The sequence below is a fragment of the Xaviernesmea rhizosphaerae genome (assembly GCF_001938945.1).
Lineage (GTDB): Bacteria > Pseudomonadota > Alphaproteobacteria > Rhizobiales > Rhizobiaceae > Xaviernesmea > Xaviernesmea rhizosphaerae.
In genome coordinates this window covers 1-26,079 of record NZ_MKIO01000045.1, presented here as the reverse complement: position 1 = coordinate 26,079, position 26,079 = coordinate 1, and the positions used below count along the sequence as shown (strand labels likewise).

Here is a 26,079-nt window from a genome sequence, read left to right as displayed (position 1 = left end):
AATAGGTCCTGAGCCTAGACGCGGCATGGGCGCATGTCCGGCTTCTGCGTGAAGCCCGACATGCGCCTGGCGCGTCCTTGCCTAGCTGAAGATGAAATAGTCGGAGGTAAGCGCTGCCACCTTCTGCTGTTTCACGAGGAGTGTGTCGGTGGCATCGAAGCGGATGAGAACGTCGCTGCCCTGCTGGACCATGTTGAGCGAGGCGAAGTCCGCCGCCCAGCTCTTGTTGATGGCGACATGATCCGCAGCGCCGCCATCTGTGTTGAACCCGTAGAGAATGTCATTGCCACCCTGATAGATCATCGTGGCATTCTTCGTGGTCGAAAAGCGGAACGTGTCATCGGCCGCGCCGCCCGACAGGGTCTGACCATCGACGAAGGCATAGAGATCATGCTTGCCGGATGTGTGCAGGATATCGCGTTTCATACTGGTGCCGGCCGCATTGAAGACTTCGGTCTGAATGTCCCCGGTGCCGTCCTGCTTGTAGGACTTCCAGCTTTTTGAACCGTCCGCGTTCACGAACGTGTCCGCTGTCAGAATTCCTGTCGATGTATAGGTGAAAAACTGCTTCGTACCGTCGGCATTGCGCAGCTCGCGATAATCGAACGTGCCGTCGTCGTGTATCCGTTCCAAAAGTATCGTTTTGCCGCTTGTGTCGGTTCGATTGTGTTCGATCGTGTATGTCTTCCCGGTTATGCCATAGGTCGTATTGTCGCTAGAGCCATCGGCGAAGAGGATCGATTTCGTCTTCACGACGCCATTGTTGTAGATCGTGGAGACTGCACTGCCATCGGTGTTTTTTCGATAATCCGAGGACAAAGTTCCATCTGAGAGATATTTCATCTGTTCTGTCCAGCCTTCATGGCTGGTGATCGTCGTGGTGGTCTTAACGCCGGCGGAATAGGTTGTTGAGGTGACATCGCCATTCACAGCTTTGATGCTTTGTGCGATTAGCTTGCCTGCTGTATCGTAGCTGAAGCTCGTAATGGTGCCATCTTGGGCAATCAGCGAACTCTGCGAGAGGCGCCCTGCGGTATCGAAGATATAGTACTCATTTGATCCATCAGCATTGTGCAATTCCCTTGAATCGAACGAGCCATCCGCGTGCATGCGTTCACTCAGGGTGATCTTGCCACTGGCATCGACCACCTGATGCTGGCTCGTATAGGTTTGGCCGGTGATCTTATAGCTGTAGACGTCCATGACCCCGCTCGGCTGCAGGATCGTCTTGGTGACAAGGTCGCCATTGCTGTAGCCATAGTCGGTTTTCAGCGTCAGCGTCCCTTGAGCGTCGTAGTCCTTGACCGTCTCCCAGTTGTTTTCGCCATAGCTCACGGTGAAGCTGTAGCCGCCGGCGATCTTGGCGAGCGTGCTGCCATAGTTGGAAATCATGTAATTCATGGTCTCGACCGAGGAGACCGGCAGGGCATGGCTGTCCGTCAGGGTGATGGAGGTCAGCCCGCTCGATACAGCCAGGCTGTCGATGCGTGCCATCAACTGCGCGGCCGTCAGGGACAGATTGGCGTCGCTGACAAGAGCCGTCTCGGTGACGGCCGCTGCGGCACCGACTTCGACGACCAGCGGATGGTCGCTCAAAGGAAGGGAAATGCTGGAGACATTGTTGTAGGTGGCAATCGGTACCAAGCCGCTCAGCGGATCATAGACCCGGATCACGCTTTCGACCTGGCTGAACTGGAGCACGGTCTGGGTCGTGACAGGGGTGATGTCCTTCTGGGTATTCATATTCCAGACCGGCGTGTCGTTCCAGATCAGAATGTCATAGACCGCGCCCGGCTTGTCCAGCGTCATCAGATGCGCCGTGGAAGGGGCATTGTTGAGCGTCGGCACGGCCGGAACGGTGCCGTCCGCCACGCCATCGGCGCCGAATTTGAGAATGGTCGTGAGATTGTGAAGCGCGGTGGCCGCCAGTTTCGGCGTTCCGTCCTCCTTGAAAATGCCGAAATAGACTTCCGACTCGCCGCGATACAGGCTGTCGCTGTTGTCGAGCAGCTCATAGAAATAGACCGCGCTGGCGCCGTCCTCAAAGGCCGTGAACAGGTCGGTCAGCAGCATTTTCGCCTGGGCGGCTTCGTTCGTGCCAATGCCCTGGAAGCTCTGCAGCGTGGTGTGCCCCATCTCGGTGACGATCAGCGGGTCGCCGGAAGAGGCAGCCTTCGCATGGGCGATGATCGACTCGATAACGGGGTCATTGACCCTGCCGGTATGCGTGTAGATATGCGCATTCGCCGCATCGGAATAGGCGCCGAGATCGCCGATCCGGGCATAGTTGGAGGTGTTGTCGTAGCCGAGATTGAGATTGAGCACGGTCGTTGCGCTGAGCGCCGGATCGGCCTTGATCGCGGTGTAGAGATCCTTCTGGAAGGCGGCCGCCGCCTCGAGCGAGGTCAAGCCATTATAGCTGGCGCTGTTCAGATCGGCTTCGTTCAGCCCTTCGATCGACAGAAGCGCGCCGGGATGGCTGCTCTGGAAGGATTTGAGCGCGCTGATGAAGTCGGCAATACCGGCCGCGCCATTGGCCGCGACGCCATATCCCGCCATGAAATCGAACTTGATCCCGGCGGCCGCCATGGCGTCGAGAACGGGTGAACCCTGTGCCGGTCCTGCGATCGCATCGCGGACCTGGGTCACGCCGATATAATTCAAGCTGTTGATGATCAGGCTCGAATTCTTATAGCCATTGGCATAGAGCGCGCCCTTGGTGTTGATGCCGATGCCCTGCACCATGTCGATTGCGCGTAAACTTTGGACTGCCATGATGATCTCCGTTGGTCGAATAGGAGGTCATGCCTGCAGCATGACTCACAGGTAAAAAGGGGACTGCGAGACGCACACCTGATCCGTTCAGGTTGATGTGGTCTTGCCGCGTGGCGATGGCCGTTGCCCTGTGCAAAGGCCGTTTCTCCTCGCATTGCCTATGGCAGGAGATTTCCGTCGCGGCGTAATTCCCTCGCCGGAGGGAGCTGTGGTTCGCCGCGCGCTCAAAAGACGCATCAGTCGGATTTTCCACCCAGACGGGCATGCTTATACCAGCCGCAGTCATTGCGGTGGTATTGTATTAGACTTATCGGTAAAATACGAATGTTTCGTAACAGATGCAGGCTTCCTTGCCATGCTCTGATTGTGCCGGGAGGTTTGCCCCGGATCGGCGCATCTCCGATAGTCTAGAGAATTGGACCGAAACATGGGAACCGGTTTTCGGAAAAATCCGATGCAAAAACAAAATTCCAGAGCATCAGACTGCGTCTGATTTTCAGCCCGATGCTCTATTCCTGTGCTCCTGATCTTAAAGCTCCGCCCGCCGCTTCAGCGGCGTCCGTTAAGCATGACCGAGAAGGCTGACGTGAAGCTGTCGAGCGGGCAATCTGCCGCCGTCTGAACAACCTGCTCCACAAAGGCCCTCTACACAGAGAGGTGGTCCATCGACGCCAGAGCATCGGACTGAAAATTATACGCAGTCCAATGCTCTAATTTTTTGTTTTTGCATCGGATTTTTCCGAAAACCGGTTCCCGCTTTTCGGTCCGATGCTCTAGGGCTATGCTTGGCGGGCTACGAACGGGAGCGCTCGATCGGTGATGTCGCCGGTCTCTATTCGTCTGTTCCTGCGCCTGCTGCGGCAGGAAGCGAGGTCAGGAGCATCCGTGCATAAAGATCGTCCAGCTGCCTGACCATGCGATCGGCTGTATATTTCGACAGATAGCGATTGTGCCCGATCTCGCCCATCGCCCGCAGCTCGTCACGGTCGAGCTCGAGGAGCCGATCGTGCAGTTCCTGGACGTTCTCGGGCTGGACGAGATAGCCATAGCGTCCCTGGTCGATGATTTCCTGAAGGCCGCCCACGGCGGAGGCGATGACCGGCTTTGCAAGGCGCATGGCCTCGATGGCCACCAGGCCGAACCCTTCCCAGCGGGAAGGAACCACAAGAACATCGCAGCTCATCATCTGCGCTGTCACACCTTTTCGGTCCAGCCATCCGACTTCCGTGACACAGGCCGGCAGCTTTGCCGGCAGAACCCTGTTTCCAGAAGCGGCATCGCCGACCAGGCGCACGCTCAGGCGGTCATCCAGGCCCTCGACCGCGCGCATGAGCACATCGACGCCTTTCTGATAGTCGAAACGACCAGCGTAGAGCACCTTGATGCGGTCATCGTCCCAGGGCGCCGGCGCGACTGCGGGTACAATATTTGCTATGCCGTTGGGGATGAGCGTCAGGCGGCTTGTAGGAATGCCGATGTCAAGGGCGCGCTGGTATTCATGCGCGGAGATCACCACAATCTGGTCGGGAAGCCGGCCGAGGACCCTCTCGGCCACCTCCGTCATCCGGAGCATGGCTCGCGAGCCCTTCATGTCCATTGACCAGCCATGCGGACAAAAGACGATCGGTGCGCGGGTGAACATGCGCAAGCTCCGCACGATTACCCCGGCAATGCTCGAATGCGCGTGAATGATATCCGGCTTGAAACTCTGCAGGCGCCTCAAATATTGGAAAGAGAGGTAGATGCTTCCGGACAGTCGCCGCGGCCGAGCAAAGGTGAAGATCCGCGCGCCTGAATCCAGGATGGACTTCTCCACGAACGGCATATGCGTCTGCGGAATGAGCAAGGCGACGTTTTCGGCGCCGTATCGTTCGACCTGATGCGGAATCACCTCTGACAGGTAACTTCCTGTTCCGCCGATGATCGTCTCGCAGACGTGGATTATCTTCATAAGGAGCGCGTATCACGAGGTTCGATTTGGATCAGGCACGTCTTCAGTTCCGCTTTCTTCGCAACAATCGCACTTATTTACTGCATTTGGCTGGATAAGTATGGAGAACAAAGCGTTACGATCTGCTTTCCGAAGCGCTCTGTCCACTGTGAAGCGCTGCAGGTCCTTTTCCGAAGGATTTCACGACCTTGTCCACGCCGGGCGACCGGAACAGCGGCAGGGTGAAGTTCTGCCGGAAAAGAAGCAGACTCTTGATATGGGCCCGACCGGCAAAACTGAAAGGGCTTGCGGCGCTGGAACGTTGATGATCGTGCACGAGCTTGGCGCCAGGGATGCACTGAACCTTCAGGCCCTCGCACCAGACGCGCGCGCACAGGTCCACGTCTTCCATGTAGAGGAAATAGCTTTCATCCATGCCGCCGATCCTGTTGTAGAGGTCGCTGCGGATGATGAAACCTGTCCCCATGACCCATTCCGCATCGAAGGGCGCGTCGAGCTTCCATTTCTCCAGCATCAGATGCCTGTTATTGCGGCTGCTGAACAGGGTCTTGATCACCGGCAGGCGGCGGGCGGCGATATCGAGGAATGAATAGAAGCGGCGTGCCGAATGTTGGCGCGATCCATCGGGATTGATGAGATCAAGGCCGACGAGGCCGACCTGCGGCGTTGTGCGCAGATAGTCGATCACGCCCGAGACGCTGTCGAATTCGAAATAGGTATCCGGATTGAGGACCAGGAGATAGTCGCTATGGGTCTGGCGGACGCCGAAATTCACACCGGCGCCGAAGCCCGCATTCTTGCCGGATTGAAAGAACCGGACTCCGCCGGGCAGCTCCTTTGTCAGGCGCTGCTCGGAGTTGTCAGGGGAGCGATTGTCGACGACGACGATGTCCTCGGGCTTCGCGACACCCTGATCAATGATCGACTGGACGCAGCGAATGGTCAGATCCGGCGTTCGATAATTGACGATCACGACGTTAAGCGCAGATTTAGTCGGCATCACTAACCTCATTTCTTCCGATCGGATGCATGTGCGTGGATGGAACAGCCAAAATAGCCAAAGAAGCGCTCCGCGTCCGCACGCGATCGTTCGTACAGGTCTTTTACAAAAGCCATACAGGCGATGGATGTTTCCGCCCGATTCTGCTGAGCAGCATCTATGGCAAGGTTCAACCTGATGACGTCTTGTGCCAGGTCGAAGGTCAAGAGCCTGTCGGGACTGCGAACGCGTTCGGGTATACAGCCCGTTGACGAGGCGAGAACATCGCAGCCGAAGCTGTAGGCTTCCAGAAGCACGAGCGGGTCAGCCTCGTCGATCAGGCGGGTGGGCAGGACGAAGAGATCGACGGACTGGTAGAATTGCCGCTTGTCCTGGCCCATCACCGGGCCGATATGGGATGCGATCCCCTCATTGCGTTTGCAGAAGGCATCGATCTCCGCCTTCAGCGCAGGGTCGCGCACCGGGCCGGCGAGCACGAAGCGGAAATCCCGGCGCTCTCGCGCCAGTGCCTCGACCAGCTCGATCAGATAAGGGGCCCCTTTCTCCCGCGTGATCACGCTCAGATGGCCAATCGTCACAGGGCCTTCGCGGCGCTGCGGCTCGGCCTGTTCTTCATAGAAGAAGAAGGCGTTCGGAAGGACGAAGCTGCCGGCCTTCTGAGGTGCGCTGAGATAGATCGCAGCATATTGCTCGCGCATCCGTTCCGACAGGAAGACGTGGCGCTGTTTTGGGCCGCCCAGACGGGTCAGGACACGGTTCGACCGGGTCGGACCGATGTTGATCGGCCGATAGGAGTGATGGTGGATCACATGCTCCATGCCGCGCAGCCTGAAGACGAGAATGCAGGGCATGAACAGCCAAAGCCCGCTTTGCCCGGGCGGTGAGGTGTAGATCTTGTCGCTCTTGCCGATGAACAGCAGGGCGATGAACGGCAGGATCAGGCCGGCCACCAGCTTTTCCGCAGCTGTGCCGCCCGTCGACAGGATGGTCAACGAGGCCTGTGTGCGAAAGAAGGCGGCGATGGTGGCGTTATAGTTCGACTGGCCATGAAGGGGTGGCGGCATCGGGCCGAACATCCAGATCTTCGGTTGCGCGCGTCCCCCGCGCGCCGCCCGCAATTCGCTCACGATGTTCTTGAGAAATTTCAGCATCAATACGGGTCTCGTTACAGGCGCGGTTGATCGCTGTCGATCTCGATCGAGAGCGGATCGGCGGCGTCGAATTCATAGATCAGCGGCGTCGGGCCGAGTGTCGCCTCTTGCAGGCCGACCGGCGTCTTATCGCACATCCGGTGCCCCTGTGACGCGGTGCTTGCCAGGGATATCCGGGCCTGCTGTTCGGTGTTCGTCGTCCATAACACCAGCCGCTGGCGAGCCCCGGCTGTCATGCGCGCCACGAACACATCCTTGAAGGGCTGGCGGATTTCGATCGAATCCGCCGACTTGATGAGATCGGTCGCGGCGCGGACGAAGCAGACCGAGTCCTTCGGCTTGTCGTCATAGCTGAACAGACCGAAATTGCTTTCCAGATCGGTCGGGTTCGGACTGATGTTCTTCAGGGAATGGATCCAGATGCCCTTGATCCACGGAATGGCGGCGCTTTGCAGGATGAACTGGGCGAAATTGTCCGCAGTCTGATCGACCGGCATGCTGCACTGTCCCTTGGACGTCGGCCAGCCATATTCCGTGATGTAGATCGGTGTCTCGGCCCCGCCGCGGATCGCCTTCAGTCTGCTCTGCAGATCGCGTGCGCGGTCGATAAGCTCCCTCGCGTTGCGCTGGGTCGCTCGCGGCATGCATTGATTGTAGAGGTGGATCGACAGGCCGTCCGCGCCCTTGAGAGCGCCATCGCGAACGATGGCGCTGGCCCATTGCCAGCCGGGGTCCTCGCCGACGGCCCCCACCAGAATTCTGGCCTCGGGGTCCTGGCTGCGGATGCGATCGACAGCAAATTTGGCCACGCGGACATAGTGAACGGCCGCGCGCGGGTCGTCAGGCGTTCCCGCCCCGACCAGCGGTGGCTGTCGGATGCCGGTGCCGATCGTCATGTTCCATTCGTTCCAGATCTCGTAGATCGGATGGTAAGAACGGGTGAGTTCGACCGCCTTGTCGAGATACTGTCCGAAATAGGTGAGCCCTTCATCGGTGATCGGCGGGACGCCGCCAGGAACGAAAGAATTGGTATGGCCGAGATTGATCAGCGGCAGAAAGGGTGACTTCGGCAGAAAACGCATCATTCTGCCCGCTCCCGCCAGCACGATGCCAGAGGGCGGAAACTTGAAGGACTGCCAGATCAGATAATCCCGGGTCGAGTCCGCTCCAAGCTCGTCGATCTGCCGGATGCCGAGATCCGGATTGATGTAGCCATTGATCTGTCCCGGCCCGTAATAGACATTGACGCCGATGATCGGCGCATGAAAGTGGCGCTGCTCCGGCGACAAGGGGGCGAACTGCTCGGTTCTCGTCTCCGCCCGTGGCGCAGACACGGCTACGCCGAGCAGGGACGCCGCGCAGGCCAGGGCCATTAAAAATCGACGTGACATGGTTCTTCTCCTGTTCGACAGGATTTTCGACGTTCGTCTCATCGTGCCGAACCTGGCTTCTGCCTGCGAGAACGGTTGATCGCCGGACGGCCCCACCCTTCAGGAGGCTGCTCGGGTGGCCGGCTTGAAAGTCCGGATTTCCTCGATGAACTGCAGATAGCGTCGACCGATGTAATCCTGATCGAATTCACCGGCGCGCTGTGCGGCATTTTCCTGGTAGCGGGCCAGCCGGGCCTTGTCGGATAGAACCATGAGCAGCGCTTCCTCCCAGGCTTTGGCGTCGCCGGGAGGCACAAGCAACCCGTTCTCGTCATGGCGCACCAGTTCCGGCAGGCCGCCGACATTGCTGCTGATCACGGGCACGCTCATACCGAGCGCCTGGATCACGACGCCAGGGGAATTCTCAAGCCAGATGGACGGGATGCAGAGCATGTCGCCGCTGGCGATGTGATCGATCGCTTCCTGCATGGTGACATGGCCGGTGAAGTTGATCCAGGGATGATGACCATAGCGGGCGCGCAATGCCTCTTCCGCAGAGCCTTTGCCCACGACTGTCAGCGTAAAATTCTCCCGCTGATGGGCTGCCTCCGCCGCCTGAAGCAGGACGCCGACGCCCTTGGTTTCCTCAAGCCGTCCAGCATAGACGAACCGCATGACGTCGGAAGGGGCCCGGGTCACCCTCGGCGGCGGATATTTGTTGGCGTCGAGGATCGCGGCCATGGGATAGTCCCGCAGCGGCTGGAAACGGGCGTTCTGCTCCAGGTTGGCGCGCGAAGGCGAGGCGAAGCCAATACGCGGCACGGAGCGGATGCCTCGGCGCTTGACGCGCGCGGAGACCTTGCACGGGCCGCACTGCGTGGCGCAGGTCTTGCCATCGACGAACATGGTCATGCGCACACAGGACAGCCCCATGTCGTGCATGACATACATGGCGGGAATATCCCGCTTGCCGATCTCCTGGAGAATATTGTGTCCAAGCCCGGTGACGTAATGAATGTTGCAGAAATCAGGCTTGAACGCGTCGAGAACCGGACCCAGCAGTGTCGGATTGCGCGGATCGATATGATCCTGCAGATGCCACAGGGGCTTGAGGTATTTCTGGCTGACATTGCCCTGCTTCTGGATGGGATAAGGGCGCGGAACATAGACGCTCCAGACCTTCATGCCATCGACCATCTCGCCGGACTTCTGCTCTTCCGGCGTCTGTGCCGCCATGAATACACCGATCTCATGTCCCTGCTTCTGCAGCCACTGCGCGAGATTAAAGGCCGAAATTTCCGCGCCGCCCAGCACATGGGGCGGAAACATTGCGGATACGACAAGTATGCGCATGAAAAAACCTCTTTCCGATCTATTTTCGTCGCCGCGCTGTGCAGTCTCTCGCAGGATGGGCGACGCTTTGTTCTGCCGGTGCGCCCGCTCATCAGGTGTCGAGCTTTGAAAAGCATCGCTGCCCTAATGGTGATTTTTCATGGGCGCATGGCGGAACAGAGGCGGCCGGATCCGACAAAGCTTAAGCTGGACGGAAGATAGAGAGAAAATTTGTGCAGTGCAAACAAATTTGTGATAGGCCTGCCGTCATGTTCGTTGCCCTGATATCGCCGTGTCGTCCATCGGCATCGGCATGCAGGACAACGTTGCGGCCGGAAGGTGGCGGTGGCTGTATCCGATGGGCGGTCTCTGCAAGATTGCAGGAGAATGGATGCGCAAGACGGCAATCGTGATCTGTCTGGCTTGGGCTGCCTTGCTGCTGGCTTCGGGTGCAAAGGCTGCCGAAATGCGGAACCTGGTGGTCCTGAAACAGGAGTTGATGCCTCGTCCCGCGCCGCTGATCGCCGGCGTGGGGGTTCACTTCGGCATTGGCGGCGAGCATCACTACGAGATGAAGCCGGCCGCGCAGCGCCTGGACGAACTGGGCGTCGATTCCTATCGCGACGATCTTCCCTGGCCGGACTTCGAACTTTGGAGCCGGACACCCGCGGCCAGCCATCTCGCCCGCCTGTTCAGCTTCATGCAGATGACGACGAAGCGCCCCCTGCTCATTCTCGGGCATGGCAATCCGATGCTTCCCAATGCTGACCCGCCGCTGAACGATCCGGCGCGCCGGGCCTTTTCCGACTTTGCCGTCCGTGCGGTTCGCGCGACGCACGGGTTCGATCCGATCTACGAGATCTGGAACGAGTGGAATCTGCGCTTCACCTTCACGCCCCCCTGGATCATTGGCGCAGGCGGTCCGGACGATCCCCGCGCGGCCGTCCACTATGTCGACCTCGTGCGGACGGTGCTGCCGGATCTGCGCAAGGCGGCACCGGAGGCCACCCTGCTTGCCGGAGCCGTCGGTGTTGATCAGGACTGGCAATGGACGCGCGCCATTGCCTCTGGTCTGGAGGCGCCCCTGTCGGTTCACGTCTACAATCATTGCGAACCCGACGAGAGCAGGCGCACGGCAACCGACGTCATCGACCGTCTTGAGACGCTTCAGGCCATGTTGAGCGCTAAGGGCGGTCCGCAGCCGCTCTATCTGACGGAATTCGGCTGGCCGACCGCGCGCAGCCCCTGTGTCATCAGCCGTGAGGCGCAGGCGGACAATGTTGCGCAGGTGCTGTTTTGGTCGGCCGCGACCCCCTGGCTCAAGGGGGCCTGGGTCTATGAATTGAAGGATCAGGACAGAAACCCCGATGCGCTCGAGGCCAATTTCGGGCTTTATGACGTGGATGGCGCGCCCAAGCCTGCGGTTTGCGCCGTTCGCGAGGCCGTGGCGCTCATCAAGCAGGCCGACGGTTTCAAGTTGGAGCGACCCTTTCCGCATGTCTTCGTGCTGACGATGGGAGGCCCTTTCGGTTTGCGGATCGTCAGCTGGACGACGAGCCCTGCCTTTTCCGCTTCGCTCGCCTTGGAGGAAGAGGCGACTGTGCGGGCACGCAGCCTGTGCGCGGCGCAGCTGCAGGATGCCCGCCGCTTCGCATTGGGGCCGCGCCCGTTGATCCTGGATCTGCCTCCCGACCGCCAGGAGGTCAGACTTGTCGTGCAGGAATGAAATGGCCTGGCTTCGTCTTGAAGAGCGCTTTGTTTCATGGCAGTTCTGGCACCCATTCGCCGATGCCGGGCGGATGGCGTCGCGCTGGTTTCCGGGAAGGGTCGGCGCGGCCCGCTTTGATCCGGCCTCATCCTGCGATCCAGTCCGCACTGCAGGCCTTGAGAATGCGTCTTTTGCGAGCGTGCCGCATGGCCGTCTCGGCTCTACCCCGCCAGCGGACAAAGGCGGCACGTCTGACCACCGGCCTGCCAGGATTGCGACGATCGACATGTCATCTGTGAGGTTGCGTTGAAGCTCTATACATCGACAGCGGACGTCGAACAGCCCGAAGGTTTCGAGGCGGGCTATCTGGATATGCAGGATGTCCTTGCCGTCCTGCGGCGCCAGGGACGGATGATCCTGCTCGTCATCCTGTCCTGTCTGTGCTTCGGCGGCTTGTTTCTGGTCGTGACGCAGCCCTTCTACACCGCGACCCTGACATTGCTGCTGGATCTCGATGGCGACCTGAAGTCGGAGACCCGCAACGAGGCGGATCGCGGCTGGGCGAAGATCAATATCAATTACAACGATCCCTATATCGATACACAAGTGCGCCTGTTCCAATCCTATGCCATTCTGGACAAGGTGATCGACAGGCTGGATCTGCTCGACAATGGCGAGTTTGTCGCATCGGCCGATGCGCTCGACAATTCCCTTTTCAATCTCCGCTTTTCTCTCCTCGCCAGGATCGGCCTTCTGGAGGGCCGAAAGGTCCGCGCGGAGGTTCAGGACAAGCGTTCCTGGGCGCGGGATGCGCTTTTGAACGGCCTTTTTATCCAGCGCGTGGGCGACAGCACCATCCTCCGTGTGAGCTTTACGGCAGCGACGCCGACCCTCTCGGCACAGATCGTCAATGCATTTGGCAAGGCCTATGGCGAGGACATTCTCAATGCACGCTATGAAGCCACGCAACTGGCGAGCCAATGGCTGCAGGAGCGGCTCGTCGAACTGCGCAAGAAGGCCATCGACAGCGATATGGCTGTGCAGACCTACCGCTCCCAGAACAAGCTGCTGGAGACCTATGACAAAGACATCAAGGACAGCCAGCCCCTGATCGACCAGGAGCTTCGTGCCCTGAACGAAGCCTTGACCTCGGCGCGCGCGGAGGAGGCGAGTGCGCGTGCCCGGTACGATCAGATCAAGGGGATGATCGATGGCGGGGCATGGCAGAGCCAGGTCGCCGGCTCTCTGGCCAACTTCATTTCGAACGATCTGCGCCTGCGCTATCTCGAAGCATCGCGCAGGGAGGCCGACATCGCCAGACGCCTCGGGGCCGATCATATCCAGGCGCAGGACCTGCGCCGGCAGATGGACATCTATCGCGGACAGATGTTCGACGAATTAAAGCGCGTCGCCTCCAGCTATCTCAGCGAGGCAACGATCTCGGCGCAGCGTGTCGTGAGCCTGGAGCAGGGGCTGCAAAATGCCATGGCCTCGCATTCCGTGTCTGCACAGAAGGAAGTGCAGCTGCGCGAGCTTGAGAACAAAGCGCAGAATTATCGCGATCTCTATGAGGCGGCGCTGACGAATTATCGCACCGCCCTCTCGCTTCAGGGCCTGCCGGTCTCGCGTTCGCGCATCATCACCCCGGGCAGCCCCCCCGATTCACCCAACTATCCGAACCGCGCGATGTTCATGGGCATGTGGCTGATGATCGGCGTTCTGACCAGCCTGGTGGTGTGCGGATATCGCGAATATCGGGACCGGACCTTCCGCACGGAAGAGCAGGTCGAAAGCTGGCTCTCGCTGCCTTTCCTCGGCATGACGCCGCGGATCACCGAGGGATCGGGCGAGGAGCGGCGGGATGCCGGGATCGAGGTTCTGGCGCGCCAGGCGATCGAGGCGCCTCTGTCTCTCTTCGCCGAGACGCTGCGCAGCGCCAAGGTCACCATCGATATCGAGCTGCCCGAACAATCGCGCGTCGTCGGCATCGTTTCCACGCTGTCCGCCGAGGGACGCTCGACGATCGCGATGAACTTCGCGCGCCTTCTCGCGGACCAGGGCCATCGCGTTGTCCTGGTCGATGCCGATCTGCGTCGCCCGCGCGCCGGCGGCGTCCTCGCACACCGGGCAAAGGCTGGTCTCGTCGATGTGCTTATCGGCCGGGCAAGCCTCGCTCAGGCGCTTGCCGAGGACAGCGGGACGCCGCTGAAGGTGATCGCCTCCGGTGCGGCGCAGCGCGTTCCCCATTCCGCCAGCCTGCTGGAATCACGGCAGATGCAGGCGTTTCTGAGCGAGTTGAGTCAGTCCTTCGATTACATCATTATTGATCTCCCGCCGCTGCGCACGGCGGTGGATGCCCGCGCCATCTCGCCTTTCGTGGATCGCTTTATCTATGTCGTCGAATGGAGCCGGACCTCCCGCAGACTTGCCCTTCAGACCCTGGATGTGGAACAGGAAATCGCGGCTGCCTGCGCCGGTGTGGTGATGAACAAGGTCGATGCCAGCCGCGCTCCCCTCTATCTCCGGCCCGACTTCCTGACCAAGCATGCCGCCACAGCGGGAGCGCCTGCCTGAGATGCGTCACGCCAGGGCGCGAGGCTTTATGCCTATGCCGGGCAAAGGGTGCTCAAGAACAGACGGTATTCGCCGATGCATGCGTGTTGGTCCGAGCAGAACCATGCGCAACTGCCGCGCGTCCGCTCTGGATGAACTGGGATTTTGCCCGCGTTGTCAGGCTCTCTCAGCCGCGCGGAGCTGCGCTTTTTACGGAAAATCGCTCAAAATTCCTTCGTTGGGCGGCGTCGCGTAAACCGATTTAAAAGCATTGCATTCTCTCAGTTTCACCATTGTGCGTCGCACAAATTTATGGCAACAGTAACCGCGAAGAGGTCACCGTCTTATCTGGCAGGACAAAGCGCGAGTACAGCATTCACACAGTCTTTCGACGCAGCGCGAACAGGGTCTGCGACTGCAATTCACGCTGAGATAACGCGCTCTGTCGATTTAAAACCTACGTGGAGTACGGCACATGATGGAAAAAATTACGCTGTTCGATTCTTCTTACGTCACGGATAATCTTGGCGACCAGATCATCATGGCTTCTGTGCAGAAGCATCTGCGCGAAGTGTTTCCGCAGGGGTTTTTTACCGGCGTGCCTACGCATGACTATCCCGGTCAGGTTGCTTTCAAGTACTTGAAGGAAGGTGACTTCGCATTTGTCGGCGGCACCAATATTCTGAGCAGCCACTGGCTCTGGTATCATCAGTGGAAGCTCCGTCTCACGGACCTCGGTCGCGCCGGCAATCCGGTGCTCATGGGCGTTGGTTGGCATAAATATCAGGACAAGCCCGATATCGTCACGCAGAAGATCTACAAGAAGATCCTGCATGATACCTATCTTCACTCTGTGCGTGATAAGTATACGCATGACAAGCTGAAGGATATTGGTATCGACAACGTCATCTACACGGGTTGCCCGACGATGTGGGACCTGACGCCGGACCATGTGGCTGACCTGCCGGAAGATAAGAAGGAAGACGTTGTCTTCACGCTGACCGCCTATCTGCGCAAGCCGGAAATCGATGGCAAACTGCTCAGCCTGCTGACCCAGCGCTATCGCAAGGTCTACTTCTGGCCTCAGATGTATGATGACCTGGATTATCTCCAGAGCATCGCGTCCACCAACGCCTCGAGCGCGCTGCAGATCCTGGAGCCGTCGCTGGCTGGCGTGAAGGCGGCCTTTACCGAGCAGCCTGTCGATTATATCGGCCTTCGACTGCATTGCGGCGTCTATGCGCTGCAGCACAAGGTGCGCTCGCTGATCCTTGAGGTCGATAACCGCGCGACCGAAATTGGCAAGAACACCCATCTCCCGACCTGCGCGCGCGACAATTTCGATCTGATCGAAAATTGGATCGGTGGCTCGAAGCGCCCCGTCCTCGACATTCCGCTCGACAATATCGCGAAGTGGAAGCGGCAGTTCGTCTCCAAGGCCGCCGCCTGACGAAGGCAAGGCGTGATGGACCGTCCTCTGTCACGCCTTTCTCAATCCGATCGGGCAATGCTTCGCAGGAATGCCTGCAAGGCTGGCGATTGGCTTTCCTGCGTGGCTGCGTGAAAGACGAAGTGATCAGGGCCGGTGATTGCGGCGAGACATGGATTTCCTCGCGTCGCTTCCTTCTTGCTTTCGCATTCCATGGTGGAGATTTCTGCCGTCGTATGGAGCGACTGCGCGCACTGCTGTTCGATTTAATCGATATCGCGCGAAGTGGTCACTGGTTTTGCGATAGCGACATGGGAAAAACAAAGACGTCGACATCCAGACGCGTGAGGCGAATCTGAAAGATCGCGACGCGCTTTTGGCCTATTGAGAATGCGGGTAGACGTCTTCTCGCGATTGGAGACAAGCTCTTGCCATCGCCCTGCTCCATGTCTGCAGCCGCGATGCGAAAGTTGTGCTTTTCAGTTGCATGCGGCTTGACTGTCATGCCGGCAGGGCTCTTTGAGGGAATGCGCATATGGCGAAGACGCCTGTTGCCCGGTGCTGGGAGTCATTCAGCGCCGGTGTCGGCAATATTGGAAGGGCATAATGGTCATCGACGCCGCTAAGAGCCTGCCGATCTTCGTCAATGGACGGTTTCTTGGCCGGCCGGTCACGGGCGTCGAGCGCTTTGCGCGGTCCATTCTCGCAGCTGTCGATGCCATGATCGATGATACGGACGCCGCACGCTGGACCATTCTGGTTCCGCCGGGCGTGCCGCACGATCAGGGCTTTGCCAAGCTGAAAATTCGCACGGTTTCTCCCTTCAGCCGAGGGCACTTGTGGGAGCAGACGACGTTGTCATGGGCCAGTCGAAAAGGCCTTCTGTTCAGCCCCTGCAATTCGGGTCCGGTCCTGCATCCCCGACATCTCGTCGTCATCCACGATGCGCTGGTCTTCCGCTTTCCGGAAGGCTTTTCACCGAGCTACGCGCATCTTCATCGCACGCTCGGGCGTCTTCTGGCGCGCCGTGCACATCTGGCGACCGTCTCTGCCTTCTCCCGCAGCGAACTCTCCTCAGTGCTGCATCAGCCGGCTGAAGATATTGCCGTTCTGCCCAATGCCGTCGATCATCTGGATGGAACGCAAGCCGACCCTTCGGTTCTGGACCGCTATGGCCTGGAGAAGGGCTCGTATTTTCTCTTCGTCGGCTCGCCCGCCCCCAATAAGAATCTCGGCCGGGCGATCGAGGCTTATGCAAGCTTGAAGCGCCCCGACCTGCCCTTCGTTCTCGTCGGCAAGGCCGCACGCGTGTTTTCGCAGGAGAAAAGCGGCGCTGCGCCCGAAGGTCTGCTGCCGACGGGGCGATTGAGCGACGCGGAAATCAAGGCATTGTACAAAAACGCGCTGGCGCTCATTTTTCCAAGCATTTATGAAGGCTTCGGCATTCCGCCGCTCGAAGCCATGAGCCTGGGTTGCCCAGCGCTTTGCTCTGATATTCCCGTCATGCGCGAGATCTGCGGCAATGCCGCGGCGTATTTCAAGCCGCTGGATCAGGCGTCGATCGCCCAGACGATGGCGGAGATGGCGGACGGGCGTATCGATGCCGACCGACTGCGCGCTGCCGGATATGAACGAAAAGCCGCCTTTTCCTGGGAGGCGAGCGCACATCTGCTCCTCGCCCGTCTCGACGCGATTGCTGCGCTCAGCCGAACGGATGGAGTCCAATGAAACGCTACATCAAGAAGTTGACAAGTCTCGTCAATCTGGGCTTTCGCTCGCTTTCGCTTGTCTTTCGTTTCCTGCTCTCCTTCTACATCATCAAATATCTCGGCTATGAGGCCACAGGTATTTATGGGCTGGCGCTGGGCGCCATTGGCATCGTTCCCGCCGCCATCGGCTGGGGCCTGAACTATTTTGTCGCCCGTGAAGTCGTCGGCAAAGACCCGGCCTATGCTGCCAATGTCGTGCACAATCGCCTGTTCGTCACGACGGTCACACTTGCCCTTGTCACGATCCTCTGTGTCGCTATCGCGCTTGCGGCCGGATATTCGATCACCCTGCTCTACGGCATTATCATCGCTCTGATCTGGCTTGAGACCTATGGGCTCGATATCCATCTGCCGCTGATCGGTCAGGACATGGCAACGGAAGCCAATCTGCTGGTTTTCGTCCGCTCGGCGCTCTGGGTGCCCTTCGCGGCCGGCTTGGGCATCGCGTTTCCGGTGTTCCGCAACCTCGAAACCGTTTTTATCGCCTGGATCCTGAGCTATGGCGTAGCGGTTGCGCTTTTGCTTTACCTCCTGCGCCACTGGCCCTTGCGCCAGGCCTTCACCGCCCCGATCGACTATGGCTGGATCCGGGAGCGGCTGCGCCATTCTTGGCACATCTATGTCAGCGACCTCGCGCTGGTAGGCCTGATCTATACCGATCGCTATATCGTCTCGTTCATGCTGGGCCTGACGCTGACGGGCATTTACACCTTCTTCTGGTCCCTCACCAATGCACTGCAGACGCTGATGCAAACAGCGGTGGTTCAGCTTGCGCTTCCTGTGCTGTTTCGCGCGTTCAAGGAAGGAACGCCGGATCATTGGAGCCGCGCATTCCGGCGTGAGATGTTGAAGACCATGGCCTTTGGAACGATCCTCGGGCTTGGCGTCTTCGGTGCGAGCGAAATCCTCATCCGTATCATGGGCATGCATGAGCTGAGCCAGCACCGCGATCTTTTCATTCTGCTGCTGCTGGCCGCTATCGTGCGCTCCTTCTCCGATCTGCTGAATATCGGCCTGACCAGCAGAAACAAGGACAAGCATTACGCCACGCTGAACATCATCGGCGTTTTTCTGTCCATCGCACTCGCCTTCGCCATGATCGCGGCTTTCGGCTTGATCGGTGCAGGCATTGCCGCCTTCACCGCCGCCCTATCCATGGTGCTGCTGAAGGGGTACTTCCTGCTACACTTTGCCCGTGGCACGCGCAGCATCGACAGCGGGACGGATTCGCGCTGAAGCGACCGTCAGAGCTGTCGGCCTCCAGAGCGGAGTGATAGCGCGGGAAGCTGACCCGAGAGATCGCGTTGCGCTTTCAGCGGGTGGCCTTCGCCGACACGATGCAACGACGTGCATCCCGACTGAGCGACGAGCACCGTTCACGCAGAACCGTCCATCTTGCTGACATGAAAAATCCGGGAGATTGCTCCCGGATGTCGTTTCACGCGCCGATATGGATGGAATTCGCCGGAGCGTCTGCCCTGAAATCGACATCGAACCGATGTTACCGATGTCCATCTCTGTGTCGGAGCCGAAAACCGGTATCGACCTTTCGGTCCGACGTCGCAGCAGGACCTGTTCATTGGCGCGCTCTGGTGAAACAGGGTGTCGGCAGACACCGGCGACGCCCCCGATGGACGAGAGCGTCGCGGCGGGGATGATCAGCCCGCGCTGTTCTTGCGCATCAGATGGCGCTCCCAGTCGAGCGCGCTGGCGATGATGCCTTCGAGATCGTCGAGCTCCGGTGTCCAGCCGAGTTCCTGCCGTGCGAGGCCCGGATTGGCGACAATCATTGCCGGATCGCCCGGACGGCGCTCGGCAAAGGTCACGGGGAAGTCGCTGCCGTGCACCTTGCGAACGGCATCGAGCACTTCGAGAACCGAATAGCCATGACCATAACCGCAATTGGCCGCGAGCGAGCCGCCGCCCGCGCGCATGCGCTGCAGAGCCTTGAGGTGGGCCTGCGCCAGGTCCCAGACATGGATGTAATCGCGCACGCAGGTGCCGTCCGGGGTCGGATAATCGGTGCCGAAAACATTCATGGAGGCGCGCTTGCCCAGTGCGGTGGCGCAGGCGACCTTGATCAGATGGGTGGCGAGAGCGGACGACTGGCCACTGCGCCCCTTGGGATCAGCGCCGGCGACGTTGAAATAGCGCAGCGCTGTATAGGTCAGATCATGGGCCGCCGCCGTGTCCTTCAGCATGATCTCGGTCATCAGCTTGGAGGAGCCATAGGGCGATTCAGGCCGCAGCGGCAGGTCTTCGGTGACCGGCTCAAGAACGCTCGGCGTGCCATAGACAGCTGCCGTCGAGGAAAAGACGAAGTGCGGAATGCCGGCCTCGACCGCGCTGGCGATCAGGCTGCGCGACTTGACCGTGTTGTTTTCGTAATAGCCGAGCGGATCGGCCACCGATTCGGGCACGACGATCGAGCCAGCGAAATGGATGATCGAATCGACGCTGTTTTCGCTGAAAATCCGGCGCAGGAGCTCCGCATCGGCGATATCGCCTTCATAGAAGCGCGCTTCCGGCGCAATCGCCCAGCGAAAGCCCGTGGAAAGGCGATCGATGACGACCACGTCCTCGCCCGCATCCAGGAGCGCCCAAACCATGTGGCTGCCGATATAGCCGCCACCACCCGTTACAAGAACCGCCATGTCCGTCCTCACGCGCTGACTGCAGATGTCGTCTGATGTGGAATTCTCTTGCTGCATCGCACAAGAAAAAGCGCATTGCAACAGAGTATCCCCTTGAAGACCTCTCTTGGTGCGAGAGAGCGGCTTTCGGCCGCCTGGCCGATCCGTGCTGGTGCCGTTCTCCGCCCTAACCCTGTGGCGAAGACGTGTCAGCCGCCGGCGCGCCCCACGCCAACATAGGAAAAACCGTGTCGGGTGACTTCGCTGACCTGATAGACATTGCGCATGTCAACGAAGAGCGGTGTGCGCATGGCAGCTTTCAGCCGCGCGAGATTGAGGGCGCGGAACTCGTTCCACTCGGTCACGATCACAAGCGCATCGGCATCCTGCGCGGCCACATAGGGGCTGTCCGCATAGGTGACGTCCTCCAGCAGCTTTCGCGCATTGTCCATGCCCTCCGGATCGTAGGCGGTGATCAGGGCGCCAGCATCCTGGAGCGCCTGGATAATCGTGATCGACGGGCTGTCGCGCATGTCGTCGGTGTTTGGCTTGAAGGTCAGGCCGAGGATCGCCACCTTGCGGCCACGGACATCGCCGCCGGCCGCGGCGATGACCTTGCGCCCCATGGCCCGCTTGCGGGTGTCATTGACGGCAATCGTGGTTTCGATCAGCCGGATGGGGCTCTCGTAATCCTGCGCGGTCTTGACCAGCGCGAGCGTGTCCTTCGGGAAGCAGGAGCCGCCATAGCCCGGTCCGGCATGAAGGAATTTCGCACCGATGCGACCGTCGAGCCCGATCCCGCGGGCGACCTCCTGCACATTGGCCCCGACCTTTTCACAGAGATCGGCAATTTCATTGATGTAGGTGATCTTCATCGCCAGGAAGGCGTTTCCGGCATATTTGATCAGCTCGGAGGTGCGGCGCGCGGTGAAGAGCAGCGGCGAATGGTTGAGATAGAGTGGGCGGTAGACTTCGCTCATCACCGGACGGGCACGATCATCCTCCAGCCCGATGACGATCCGATCCGGTCGCTTGAAATCGTCTATAGCCGCGCCTTCGCGCAAAAATTCCGGGTTTGAGACGACGGCGATGTCGGCAGAGGGATTGGCCTCGCGCATGATGCGCTCGACCTCGTCACCGGTGCCGACAGGAACGGTCGATTTCGTGACGATGACCGTGAAGCCTGTCACATGCTCGGCGATCTGGCGGGCGGCATCCAGCACATAGCTCAGATCCGCATGGCCATCGCCGCGGCGCGACGGTGTACCGACAGCGATGAAGATCACATCCCGATCGCGCACGCTTTCGGCAAGATCGGTCGAGAAGGCGAGGCGCCCGTCCCGGACATTTTCGGCGACGATCTGCTGCAGGCCCGGTTCGTAGATCGGCATGCGCCCGGCCTCAAGCGCCTCGATCTTTGCCGTATCCTTGTCGACGCAGATCACGTCATGACCAAAATCCGAAAAACAAACGCCGGACACCAGCCCGACATAGCCTGCGCCGATCATGGTAATTTTCATCTGTGACCTGCCTTCTATCCGTTCTAAAGCGCGTTGCGATCCATCAGAGTCGGCAGCCGCGCTTTAAGTCCTTGTTTTGTCGCATGCCGCAATCGCAGAATCGGTTCTCGCCTTTGCGCGACATGCGGCAGCATGGCCGGCCGTGAGACCGCCGGGAATGCTTTGTTCGCCGCTTCCATCTTTGCGTCCGAGCATTTGGACCCGCGTCCGGTCACTCCGCCTTCAAGTCCGGTACGAAGCCGGCGTGGCACGGTGCCAGGCGCGAAGAAACGCTTCGCCGCGCACTCTTCTTAGGCAGTGACGGATGGACAGTCCAGCGCCAGAACTTCGGGGCGGCCCAATGGCGGCAAAAGGCCGGCGGCAAAGGCGTGACGGCCAAAGGGGAAGAGCCGGAAAGCCTTGAAGCATCGGACCGAAAAGTGGGACCTGCCTTCGGAAGAACCCGATGCAAAAACAAAACTCTAGAGCATTGAACTGCGTATGATTTTCAGTCCGATGGTCTAGCGCTGTCGTGGAGATTTCGATCAAGGAGGTTCGGGAGGATGGTCATGCTCGCGGCGGGGCTTGCGAACCCTCTCCGTCTTGAGGCGCGATTGACCGGAAAACAATCGATCCGGCATGCCTGTTGCCGCGCGCGGGGCAGGGGGAGTGGGGGGCTTTATCGCCGATGTCTGTCGACAGCGCGACGAAGCGCTGCATTCGACCGCTCCCGCAATGGTACCGATGCCCTGCTCCTGTGGCAGGTTGACGCCAGTACCCTTGGCTGATCCGACCACGCATCTGCCGGTAGTGCTGGCTCCGGCGGCGCCGCATGCTCGTCGCAGTGGCGCCGCCGGCCGATAGTTACTTGAGCTGGCTCAGATATTTGCCGTAATTGCTCTTTCCAAGCGCCTTGGCGCATTTGGCCAGTTGCTCGCCATCGATATAGCCCATGCGGAAGGCGACTTCCTCGGGGCAGGCGATCTTGAAGCCTTGGCGGCGCTCCAGCGTGGCGACGAAGTCGGCGGCATCCAGCAGGCTGTCGGGCGTGCCCGTATCCAGCCACGCATAGCCGCGGCCCATCAGTTCGACATCCAGCTGCCCACGATCGAGGTAGATCTGGTTGACATCGGTGATTTCCAGCTCGCCGCGCGGCGAGGGCTTCAGATTGGCGGCGATATCGACAACCTGCTCATCGTAGAAATAGAGCCCGGTGACCGCCCAATTGCTCTTCGGCTGTGCCGGCTTTTCCTCAATGGACAAGGCCTTCATCGTCTCGTCGAATTCCACCACGCCATAGCGTTCGGGATCGGTGACGTGATAGGCGAAGACGCGTGCGCCCGAGGTCGCCGAGGCGCCCTTGCGCAACAGTTCCGGCAAGCCATGGCCGTAATAGATATTGTCGCCCAGAACCAGGGCGGACGAGCCGCCAGCGACGAAGTCTGCGCCGATGATGAAGGCCTGCGCCAGCCCATCCGGGCTGGGCTGCACCGCATAGGTCAGCGAAATGCCCCACTGGCTGCCATCACCGAGCAGCCGCTTGAAAGCCTCGTTGTCGTGCGGCGTCGTGATGATCAGGATCTCGCGGATGCCGGCCAGCATCAGCGTCGTCAGGGGATAGTAGATCATCGGCTTGTCATAGACCGGCATGAGCTGTTTGGAGACAGCCATGGTAATCGGATAAAGCCGCGTACCGGACCCGCCGGCCAGAATGATACCCTTCATGTCCTATCCTCAAAGATGTCACGCGCTGCCGGTTCCGGTCGCGCTTCAGGGGCGTTTGTTACACAGATCGAACGGCACGCTCGGTGCCGGATTTCCCGTTTCGGATATTTTCTGCGAGGCAGCCGCATGGCCGGCCGGCCGTCACAGCAGACGATCGAGCACCAGCTTGGTGGAGTCCCGCCAGTCGGGAAGACGTACGCCATAAAGCCGCGCCAGCTTCTCGTTGGACAGCCGCGAATAGGCCGGCCTGCGGGCGGGGGTCGGATAGTCGGCGGTCGTGATGCGGTTGACAGTGACCTGCTTGCCGGTCTTTTCCGCAAGACCTGCGAAAATCGCTTCTGCAAAATCCGCCCAGCTGGCCGAGCCTGTTCCCGTCAGGTGGAACACGCCGCGCAGTTCCGCCTCGTCGCTGTCGATCATCTGGCGGGCGATGGCGATGACGGCATCGGCGATGTCGAGCGCGCTGGTCGGCGTGCCCTGCTGATCGGCGACGACGCTCACGCTGTCACGCGTTTCGGCCAGCCGCAGCATCGTCTTGACGAAATTGGCACCGAAGGGCGAATAGACCCAGGCGGTGCGCAGGATCGCGTGATTGGGCGCGATCGAGGCCAGCCGCATTTCGCCGGCGAGCTTCGAGCGGCCATAGACCGAGGTCGGTCCGACGAGGTCGCTTTCGAGATAGGGCTCGGGACTGGTGCCGTCGAAGACATAGTCGGTCGACAGGTGCAAAACCGGTACACCAAGCGCGACCGCCGCTTCCGCCACCGCGCCGGCACCGTCGCAATTGACGGCGAAGGCCTGGGCGGGCTCGCTCTCGGCCTTGTCCACCGCGGTGTAGGCGGCGGCCGAGACGATCGCATCCGGCTTGGCGCCGGCGAGCGCGTCGAGCACCGAGGCGCGATCCGCCAGATCGAGCTCCGGCCGGCCGAGCGCCAGGATGTCAACGCCATGAACCGCACCGCGCTCGATCAGAGCTGTGACGACCTGTCCCTGCTTTCCTGTGACAGCCAGACGCATCGATCTCAGCCCTGCTTGAGAACGCCGAGGCGCTCGCCCGAATAGACGCCATCGCGAAGCGGGCGCCACCACCATTCGTTGTCGAGATACCAGCGCACGGTTTTCTCGATGCCCGTATCGAAATTCTCCAGCGCCTTCCAGCCCAGTTCGGTTTCCAGCCGTGTGGCATCGATGGCGTAGCGCGCATCATGGCCGGGACGGTCCGTCACATAGGTGATCAGGTCTTCATGCGGCGTGGCGCGCGGGCGCATCTCGTCCATCAATGCGCAGATACGCTTGACCACGTCGATGTTGCGGCGCTCGTTGCGGCCGCCCACATTGTACTTCTCGCCCAGCTGGCCCTTAGACGCGATCAGGTGCAGCGCGCGGGCATGGTCCTCGACATAGAGCCAGTCGCGAATATTCACGCCCTGGCCGTAGACCGGCAGGGGCTTGCCTTCCAGCGCGTTCAGGATCACGAGCGGAATGAGCTTCTCGGGGAAGTGGAACGGCCCATAATTGTTGGAGCAATTCGAGACGACCACCGGCAGGCCATAGGTGCGGTGCCAGGCAATTGCCAGATGGTCGCTTGCCGCCTTCGAGGCCGAATAGGGCGAGGACGGATCGTAGGGCGTCGTCTCCTCGAACAGCCCTTCGTCGCCGAGCGAGCCGTAGACCTCGTCGGTCGAGACATGCAGGAAGCGGAAGGCGTCCTTCTGGTCGGCCGGCAGACCGTTCCAGTAGAAACGGGCAGCCTCCAGCAGCGTGAAGGTGCCGATGACATTGGTCTGGACGAAGTCGCCGGCACCGGAGATCGAGCGGTCGACATGGCTTTCGGCCGCCAGATGCATGATGCGGTCGGGCCGGAAGGAGGCGAGCGCCTGATCCATCGCCGCGCGGTCGCAGATGTCCGCCTGCAGGAAGTGGTAGTTGTTGGCCTTTTCGACCTGGCTCAACGACGCCAGATTGCCCGCATAGGTCAGCTTGTCGACATTGAGCACTTCGGCACCGACTTCGGAGACCAGATAGCGCACCAGCGCCGATCCGATGAAGCCTGCTCCGCCCGTTACGAGAATACGCATAGGGTTCTCCGCAGTTTAAGCCTGATAATCAAAAGAATGCGGCAGGTCTGCCAGCTTCGGCTGCACCTTGTCCTTGTCCGACAGGATGGCGCCATCGCCGGCCAGCGGCCAGTCGATTCCAACATCGGCATCGTTCCACAGGAGCCCGCGATCATGGGCGGCGCTGTAGGGTGCCGTCACCTTGTAGGAAATCACCGTATTGGGCGCAAGCGTTGCGAAGCCATGGGCAAAGCCCGGGGGGACCCAGAGCTGCTCGCCGTTCTCCGCCGAAAGCGTCACGCCGACCCACTTGCCATAGGTCGGGGAGCCGACGCGAATGTCCACCGCCACGTCGAACAGCGCACCGGCAATGCAGCGCACCAGCTTGCCCTGGGCGAAAGGCGCGAGCTGGAAATGCAGGCCACGGACCGTCCCGACAGTTGCGGACAACGACTCGTTGTCCTGAACGAAGGAGACGTCTGCGACATTCTCGCGAAACCATGCATCCTTGAACACTTCGGAAAAATATCCTCTGCTATCCCCGAACCGGGCGGGAACAACACGAACAACTCCAGGCAAAGCTTCGTCAATCCGCTTCATGAAACGCCTCTTGCAAACAATGTCGCATCCCTTCAACCGGATGCGATTCATGGTTTAAGGCCAGAACCGGCGTGTTGAACGGATGGGGCTCGCAGAACACGTGCACTAATTTCTTGTGCATCGCAACATTTTTTAGGGCCGCGCAGCTCGAATTTTCTCGTGCCAGGCATGGAAAAGGCCAGCTCTTTTTTCCGGGGCAGGCGCCGTTCCTGCGCAATCGGAGCAACCCAGCTTCGGCTGCATGACCGTTTACACACGACGAGGATTCGAAGAGGCCCAGCCGCTCTGAGCCTCCGCATGTCGCAGCGTTCAACGCCCTCGCTCTTGCCTTTTGCGCTGTCTGTCATGGGCAGCGCCTTACGAGAACGGTGGACCGGAATTGCGCCTGATCGGGCCGAGAAGCGCATGCGGCTTTTCGACCCGCCGCGCCTTACAGTTTTCGCAGCGAGTCGCGTGTGATGATGACGTCGTTGGAGGCGCCGGAGACGGTGGAGGTGACGGAGTTCACCAGGTCGAGGAACTTGACC

18 protein-coding genes are annotated in these 26,079 nt (G+C 60.1%); 5 read left to right on the top strand and 13 right to left on the bottom strand.

Features of this window, described 5'->3' with window-relative positions:
- Window positions 1–81: 81 nt before the first annotated feature.
- The 6 genes from BJF92_RS23205 to BJF92_RS23180 all read right to left on the bottom strand — a co-directional run bounded on the left by BJF92_RS23205 (window position 82) and on the right by BJF92_RS23180 (window position 9,600).
- Entirely contained in the window at window positions 82–2,775 is a 2,694-nt protein-coding gene (locus BJF92_RS23205) for a hypothetical protein (protein ID WP_143524177.1), read from the bottom strand.
- 832 nt (window positions 2,776–3,607) lie between these two features.
- On the bottom strand, window positions 3,608–4,726 hold the full coding sequence (locus BJF92_RS23200) for a glycosyltransferase (protein WP_075637143.1): 1,119 nt from the start codon (window positions 4,724–4,726) through the stop codon (window positions 3,608–3,610).
- A gap of 115 nt (window positions 4,727–4,841) precedes the next feature.
- Window positions 4,842–5,726 (bottom strand): glycosyltransferase family 2 protein, encoded by an 885-nt coding sequence (locus tag BJF92_RS23195; RefSeq protein WP_075637142.1) that lies wholly within the window; start codon window positions 5,724–5,726, stop codon window positions 4,842–4,844.
- Window positions 5,727–5,734: 8 nt separating this feature from the next.
- Entirely contained in the window at window positions 5,735–6,877 is a 1,143-nt protein-coding gene (locus tag BJF92_RS23190) for a glycosyltransferase family 4 protein (RefSeq protein WP_075637141.1), read from the bottom strand.
- 14 nt (window positions 6,878–6,891) lie between these two features.
- Window positions 6,892–8,364, bottom strand: a complete 1,473-nt coding sequence (locus BJF92_RS23185; protein ID WP_143524176.1) for a glycoside hydrolase family 5 protein — start codon at window positions 8,362–8,364, stop codon at window positions 6,892–6,894.
- A 3-nt stretch (window positions 8,365–8,367) separates the two neighbouring features.
- On the bottom strand, window positions 8,368–9,600 hold the full coding sequence (locus tag BJF92_RS23180; protein ID WP_078058349.1) for a glycosyltransferase: 1,233 nt from the start codon (window positions 9,598–9,600) through the stop codon (window positions 8,368–8,370).
- Window positions 9,601–9,871: 271 nt separating this feature from the next.
- On the opposite strand from BJF92_RS23180, the gene BJF92_RS23175 reads away from it, so the two are divergent.
- The 3 genes from BJF92_RS23175 to BJF92_RS23165 all read left to right on the top strand — a co-directional run bounded on the left by BJF92_RS23175 (window position 9,872) and on the right by BJF92_RS23165 (window position 15,290).
- On the top strand, window positions 9,872–11,305 hold the full coding sequence (locus tag BJF92_RS23175) for a glycoside hydrolase family protein (RefSeq protein WP_143524175.1): 1,434 nt from the start codon (window positions 9,872–9,874) through the stop codon (window positions 11,303–11,305).
- 288 nt (window positions 11,306–11,593) lie between these two features.
- Window positions 11,594–13,861 (top strand): polysaccharide biosynthesis tyrosine autokinase, encoded by a 2,268-nt coding sequence (locus tag BJF92_RS23170; RefSeq protein WP_075637137.1) that lies wholly within the window; start codon window positions 11,594–11,596, stop codon window positions 13,859–13,861.
- A gap of 454 nt (window positions 13,862–14,315) precedes the next feature.
- The gene (locus tag BJF92_RS23165) at window positions 14,316–15,290 is read left to right on the top strand and encodes a polysaccharide pyruvyl transferase family protein (RefSeq protein WP_078058348.1); all 975 of its coding nucleotides are present in this window, start codon (window positions 14,316–14,318) and stop codon (window positions 15,288–15,290) included.
- Window positions 15,291–15,558: 268 nt separating this feature from the next.
- Here the strand turns inward: BJF92_RS23165 and BJF92_RS23160 are convergent, their stop codons facing one another.
- Window positions 15,559–15,774, bottom strand: coding sequence for a hypothetical protein (locus BJF92_RS23160; RefSeq protein WP_075637136.1), 216 nt, complete (start codon window positions 15,772–15,774; stop codon window positions 15,559–15,561).
- 101 nt (window positions 15,775–15,875) lie between these two features.
- On the opposite strand from BJF92_RS23160, the gene BJF92_RS23155 reads away from it, so the two are divergent.
- Entirely contained in the window at window positions 15,876–16,997 is a 1,122-nt protein-coding gene (locus tag BJF92_RS23155) for a glycosyltransferase family 4 protein (RefSeq protein ID WP_075637135.1), read from the top strand.
- Complete coding sequence (locus BJF92_RS23150; protein ID WP_075637134.1) at window positions 16,994–18,274, top strand: lipopolysaccharide biosynthesis protein; 1,281 nt, start codon at window positions 16,994–16,996, stop codon at window positions 18,272–18,274. The genes BJF92_RS23155 and BJF92_RS23150 overlap by 4 nt, the downstream gene beginning before the upstream one ends.
- Before the next feature lie 422 nt (window positions 18,275–18,696).
- On the opposite strand, the gene galE is transcribed toward BJF92_RS23150, so the two are convergent.
- The 6 genes from galE to rfbC all read right to left on the bottom strand — a co-directional run bounded on the left by galE (window position 18,697) and on the right by rfbC (window position 25,552).
- Entirely contained in the window at window positions 18,697–19,692 is a 996-nt protein-coding gene (galE, locus tag BJF92_RS23145; protein ID WP_075637133.1) for a UDP-glucose 4-epimerase GalE, read from the bottom strand.
- Window positions 19,693–19,880: 188 nt separating this feature from the next.
- On the bottom strand, window positions 19,881–21,191 hold the full coding sequence (locus BJF92_RS23140) for a UDP-glucose dehydrogenase family protein (RefSeq protein ID WP_075637132.1): 1,311 nt from the start codon (window positions 21,189–21,191) through the stop codon (window positions 19,881–19,883).
- A gap of 843 nt (window positions 21,192–22,034) precedes the next feature.
- The gene (rfbA, locus tag BJF92_RS23135) at window positions 22,035–22,895 is read right to left on the bottom strand and encodes a glucose-1-phosphate thymidylyltransferase RfbA (protein ID WP_075637131.1); all 861 of its coding nucleotides are present in this window, start codon (window positions 22,893–22,895) and stop codon (window positions 22,035–22,037) included.
- A 141-nt stretch (window positions 22,896–23,036) separates the two neighbouring features.
- The gene (rfbD, locus tag BJF92_RS23130; protein WP_075637130.1) at window positions 23,037–23,912 is read right to left on the bottom strand and encodes a dTDP-4-dehydrorhamnose reductase; all 876 of its coding nucleotides are present in this window, start codon (window positions 23,910–23,912) and stop codon (window positions 23,037–23,039) included.
- A gap of 5 nt (window positions 23,913–23,917) precedes the next feature.
- Window positions 23,918–24,973, bottom strand: coding sequence for a dTDP-glucose 4,6-dehydratase (rfbB, locus tag BJF92_RS23125; RefSeq protein ID WP_075637129.1), 1,056 nt, complete (start codon window positions 24,971–24,973; stop codon window positions 23,918–23,920).
- Window positions 24,974–24,988: 15 nt separating this feature from the next.
- Complete coding sequence (gene rfbC / locus BJF92_RS23120; protein WP_075637128.1) at window positions 24,989–25,552, bottom strand: dTDP-4-dehydrorhamnose 3,5-epimerase; 564 nt, start codon at window positions 25,550–25,552, stop codon at window positions 24,989–24,991.
- Window positions 25,553–26,079: the final 527 nt, after the last annotated feature.

Bases quoted from the DNA above. Each gene is read 5' to 3' on its own strand.
- BJF92_RS23205 (WP_143524177.1), bottom strand. From the start codon at position 2,775: ATGGCAGTCCAAAGTTTACGCGCAATCGACATGGTGCAGGGCATCGGC.
- BJF92_RS23200 (WP_075637143.1), bottom strand. From the start codon at position 4,726: ATGAAGATAATCCACGTCTGCGAGACGATCATCGGCGGAACAGGAAGT.
- BJF92_RS23195 (WP_075637142.1), bottom strand. From the start codon at position 5,726: ATGCCGACTAAATCTGCGCTTAACGTCGTGATCGTCAATTATCGAACG.
- BJF92_RS23190 (WP_075637141.1), bottom strand. From the start codon at position 6,877: ATGCTGAAATTTCTCAAGAACATCGTGAGCGAATTGCGGGCGGCGCGC.
- BJF92_RS23180 (WP_078058349.1), bottom strand. From the start codon at position 9,600: ATGCGCATACTTGTCGTATCCGCAATGTTTCCGCCCCATGTGCTGGGC.
- BJF92_RS23165 (WP_078058348.1), top strand. From the start codon at position 14,316: ATGATGGAAAAAATTACGCTGTTCGATTCTTCTTACGTCACGGATAAT.
- BJF92_RS23160 (WP_075637136.1), bottom strand. From the start codon at position 15,774: ATGACAGTCAAGCCGCATGCAACTGAAAAGCACAACTTTCGCATCGCG.
- BJF92_RS23155 (WP_075637135.1), top strand. From the start codon at position 15,876: ATGGTCATCGACGCCGCTAAGAGCCTGCCGATCTTCGTCAATGGACGG.
- BJF92_RS23150 (WP_075637134.1), top strand. From the start codon at position 16,994: ATGAAACGCTACATCAAGAAGTTGACAAGTCTCGTCAATCTGGGCTTT.
- galE (WP_075637133.1), bottom strand. From the start codon at position 19,692: ATGGCGGTTCTTGTAACGGGTGGTGGCGGCTATATCGGCAGCCACATG.
- BJF92_RS23140 (WP_075637132.1), bottom strand. From the start codon at position 21,191: ATGAAAATTACCATGATCGGCGCAGGCTATGTCGGGCTGGTGTCCGGC.
- rfbA (WP_075637131.1), bottom strand. From the start codon at position 22,895: ATGAAGGGTATCATTCTGGCCGGCGGGTCCGGTACGCGGCTTTATCCG.
- rfbD (WP_075637130.1), bottom strand. From the start codon at position 23,912: ATGCGTCTGGCTGTCACAGGAAAGCAGGGACAGGTCGTCACAGCTCTG.
- rfbB (WP_075637129.1), bottom strand. From the start codon at position 24,973: ATGCGTATTCTCGTAACGGGCGGAGCAGGCTTCATCGGATCGGCGCTG.
- rfbC (WP_075637128.1), bottom strand. From the start codon at position 25,552: ATGAAGCGGATTGACGAAGCTTTGCCTGGAGTTGTTCGTGTTGTTCCC.